5 protein-coding genes are annotated in these 3912 nt (G+C 70.6%); all 5 read left to right on the forward strand.

The annotated features are described in order from the left end of the window. Positions 1–346 precede the first annotated feature (346 nt). The 5 genes from ACYVIP_RS33395 to ACYVIP_RS33415 all read left to right on the forward strand — a co-directional run bounded on the left by ACYVIP_RS33395 (position 347) and on the right by ACYVIP_RS33415 (position 3784). A complete protein-coding gene (locus ACYVIP_RS33395) occupies positions 347–751 on the forward strand; it encodes a hypothetical protein (protein ID WP_460403700.1) in 405 nt (134 codons plus the stop codon). Continuing rightward, the gene (locus ACYVIP_RS33400) at positions 687–1580 is read left to right on the forward strand and encodes a YqaJ viral recombinase family nuclease (RefSeq protein WP_460403702.1); all 894 of its coding nucleotides are present in this window, start codon (positions 687–689) and stop codon (positions 1578–1580) included. Before ACYVIP_RS33395 ends, ACYVIP_RS33400 begins: the two co-directional genes overlap by 65 nt. A 30-nt stretch (positions 1581–1610) precedes the next feature. Further along, positions 1611–2393 (forward strand): recombinase RecT, encoded by a 783-nt coding sequence (locus ACYVIP_RS33405; protein WP_460403708.1) that lies wholly within the window; start codon positions 1611–1613, stop codon positions 2391–2393. Between the two features lie 69 nt (positions 2394–2462). Further along, positions 2463–2921 (forward strand): hypothetical protein, encoded by a 459-nt coding sequence (locus tag ACYVIP_RS33410; protein WP_460403704.1) that lies wholly within the window; start codon positions 2463–2465, stop codon positions 2919–2921. A gap of 80 nt (positions 2922–3001) precedes the next feature. Continuing rightward, the gene (locus ACYVIP_RS33415; protein WP_460403706.1) at positions 3002–3784 is read left to right on the forward strand and encodes a hypothetical protein; all 783 of its coding nucleotides are present in this window, start codon (positions 3002–3004) and stop codon (positions 3782–3784) included. The last annotated feature ends 128 nt before the right edge of the window (positions 3785–3912 follow it).

Here is a 3912-nt window from a genome sequence, read left to right on the forward strand (position 1 = left end):
GATGAGGCCGAGTTGGTCGCCGACTACCTCGATGGCGACTGCGCCGGTGAGGTCGCCCCGGAGGTGCCCGCGCCGGCCACGCCGGCCGAGGACCAGGCGGCGCGGCCGGTTGAGCATGGGGAGGTGTGACCGTGCCTCGTTCCCGGATCTGTCTCGGTGGTTGTGATCGGCGGGTTGGCCGCGCGCATGCCTGCCCGGCGTGCTGGGCACGGCTGCCGGAACGTCTACGCGGGCCGATCGCCAGCGCTCGGCCCAAGACCCGCGCGTACTCGGTCGCGCTGCACAACGCGCACGAGTGGTTCGCGGAGAACCCGCCCCGGGGCACCTCGGGTCGGAGGTTCGTATCGTGATCGTGATCCAGGGTGGCGGCGTGGCCGAGTACGTGATCTTCCTGGTCGGGTGCCACGACGTGACCATGCTGCACGTCGAGCTGTCACCGACCGAGGCCGCGTTGATCAGGCAGCTGTCCCGGATGTCCCGTGAGGCGTCCGAGAACGACTGCCAGCCTCGACTGTCCATTGTGAAGCGTGACCATCCCGAACTGGACCCCGAACTGGACAAGGTTGTGAGCATCGACGAGCAGAACCCCGTCGCGTCCCCCTTCGGTGATCGTGCCCGCCTCGGCCTCGCGGGAGACGTGGTTACGGGCCCGGCTCGGCGGGCTCGGGGGTTCGGAGGTGGCGGCGGTGTGCGGGCTGTCGCCGTGGGCGACGCCGTATCAGGTGTGGCTGGAGAAGACCGGGCGCGCTGACCCCGAGCCCGATCTGGCCAGCCTGGAGCGGATGCGGTGGGGCACGCTGCTGGAGCCGGTGTTGCTGGCCGAGTGGGACGAGCGCAACCCCGAGTACATCCTGACCGGCGGTGCTGGCCTGTACGCGGACGCGGAGTACCCGTGGATGCTGGCCACGGTGGACGGTCTGGCCTGGACCCCGGACCAGGCGCTGGCCGGGGTGGTGGAGGCGAAGACCGGCAGTCACCGCACGGCCATGCGGTGGGCCGAGGGTGAGACGCCGGTCTACTACGTCACCCAGGTGCAGTGGTACATGCGGATCCTCGGCGCACCGCGGGCGTTCGTGTGCGCGTTGCTCGACACCAGCAGCTACGTGGAGCGGGTGATCGAGCGCGACGACGAGCTGATCACGGATCTGGTGGAGGTCGCCGAAGAGTTCTGGAGCCTCGTCGAGCACGACGAACCGCCCCCGGTTGACGGGTCGGAGATCACCCGCCGCACGCTGGCGCGGGCTCGCGCGCACGCCGGCGAGGAGATCGAGCTGGACCGTTCGTGGCTCACGGAGTTGGCGCACCGCGCCGAGCTGACCGAGACCATCAGCCTGCTGGAGGCCGAACGCGCCGTGATCGACAACCGGGTCCGCGCCGCACTGAGCACCGCCGAGGCCGCCTCGGTCGACGGCCAGCGGGTGGCCACGCACAAGGCGTCGGCCAAGCCGTCCCGCTCCTGCGCCTACGACGCCTTCGCCGCCGAGCACCCCGACCTGTACGCCCGGTACGTGACCGAGAAGCCGGCCAGCCGCCGGCTGCTGTATCCCCGACCCACCCCACAACCCCGCCTGGAGGGATAACACACGAGCAACGCCAGCACCCGCGCCGCCCTGGCCCGTCGCACCGCGACCCGCCCGAGCGGCAGTGAACCCCGTAGCGATCTTCGTTCGCTGCTCGAACGCCAGAAGCCCGAGATCGCCCGCGCGCTCACCGGCACCGCGCTGGACCCGGAACGGTTCACCCGGGTCGCACTGACCGTGATCCGCCAGTCACCCAAGCTCCAGAGATGCCGGCCCGAGTCGTTGTTGGGTGCGCTGATGACCGCCGCCCAACTCGGCCTGGAACCCGGCCCGCTGGGCGAGGCGTACCTGGTGCCGTTCAAGGACCAGGTGACCTTCATCCCCGGCTACCGGGGACTGCTCAAGCTCGCGTGGAACTCCGGTCAGCTCAAGCACATCTCCGCCCGCGTGGTGTACGAGGCGGACCGGTTCGACTACGCCTACGGCCTGCACCCCGACCTGACCCACAAGCCCGCGCGCGGGGACCGCGGTGGCATCACCGACGTCTACGCCTGCGCCGTGCTGGTGGACGGCGGAGCCGAGTTCGAGGTGCTGTCCGTCGCCGACGTCGAGGCCACCCGGGCACGGTCCCGTGCCAAGTCAGATGGCCCGTGGGTGACCGACTGGGACGCCATGGCCCGCAAGACCGCCGTGCGCCAACTCTCGAAATGGCTGCCGATGACGACCACCCTCAACCGCGCCATCGCCGCCGAGGGCCACGTGCGCACCGAGCTGGACCCCGATGTGCTCGACACCTTCGACCCCACCGCCGACGACCCCACCGCCGACGACCCCACCGCCGACGACCCCACCGACGANACGACGCCCAGGTGATCGACGACCCCGCCGACGACTCCACCGACGAACTCGCTGGCGGAGAGACCGGCGCGGTCACTGCCGAGGGTGAGTGAGCCGACCCGCACAAGCCAGCGTAAGAGCCTGTCGCCGTGGGGTGAGCTGTACGCGCAGCTGCTCCGTGCGGAGTCGATCGAGCACCGACGCACACCCGACCAACACGCGCTGTCCACGCGGTTCCGCGCCGAGGAGGCCGTACAGGCGCTGAACGCCGCGCACACGGCGAACCAGGAGCGTCGGGAGCGGGTGCTGCGGCACCCGGACCTCGCCACGCAGCTACGTGATGTGCTCGGCGTCGCGGACGCGTCGCGCTGGAACGGCTACGTCCCGCCGGCCCAGGTTCCGGGTTCGGTTCGCTTCGCGCGCACGGTGCCGGAGCGTGTGCGCCGGTCAGCATCGGAGGAGGAGCGCTACTTCGTGGCGAACACGTCGCCGGTCCGGCGGAGGTTGGTCGAGATCTGCGCGGAGGCCTTCCGGCGTGAGCGGGCCGTGGACGGTGATGGTTGAGCACAGCGGGTTTCAAGGTCGTGCGGTGGGCGTCGCAGAAGGCGCCCACCGTGCGGCGGCCGGACGGTAAGGCGGACACCGTGACACACCTCGTGCTGGTCTGCCTGGCTGTGTATGCGGACGGAGACGGGCATGCGCGGCCGGGTGTCGCCACCCTCGCCGAGGATGCCCGATTGACCACCCGTGCCACGGCCGATGCGCTCGCCCGGCTGGAGCACGCGGGACTCATTGACCGAGTGCAGGAACTCACGGGCGGCACCGTGGTGTGGCGGCTGAACCTGTCCGCCCAGCGGGGCGATGCGGAACGGCACGAAGCCCACGAGCGGAACGAGCTGGCGCGCCGAAAGCACGCCGAGCGGTCCCGCCGGTACCGCGCACGGAAAGCCCTGCGTGACGCCGAAGTGGAGCGTGACGTGACGCCGAACCGGAGCGTCACCAACGCCAGCGTGACGCCGAACCTCGACGCACGTGACGCCGAGGTAGAACGCACGTCACGCTCTACCTCGACGCACGTGACGCCGCCGGAACCGTCACAACCGCAGGTCACTCCGGCTACAACTGCCAGAGAACTACCAATGAACTGCCAGAGAACTGCCAAACCAATCAACCCAGCGCAACCCTCACACGCGCACGACCGCGCGCACGAGACCGACGCCGTGATCACCGCCATCCGGCTTCGCACCGGCAAGACCGTCACCCCCGACTGGGCGGCCCGCGTGATCGAGCACCTGCTCGGCAACCGCACCGACATCGCCAGCCGGACCGGCTACCTCATCGCCGCCATCCGCAAGGAACCCAGCCCGCATCAACGGTTCCTGCCCGCACCCCAGCCTCCACCATTCCGAAAGGACACATCGGCATGACCACGACCATCGGGGAGACAATGGGGCAGCGCTCCGGCGTTGCCCGCCCGGTACGCGCCCCCGGCCGCGCAATCGGCCCCTGTGCGCGCGGCTCGCGCCGCCCCTGGCCGCGCGGGGGCGGCCGGCCC

The organism is Actinophytocola sediminis (assembly GCF_054779715.1).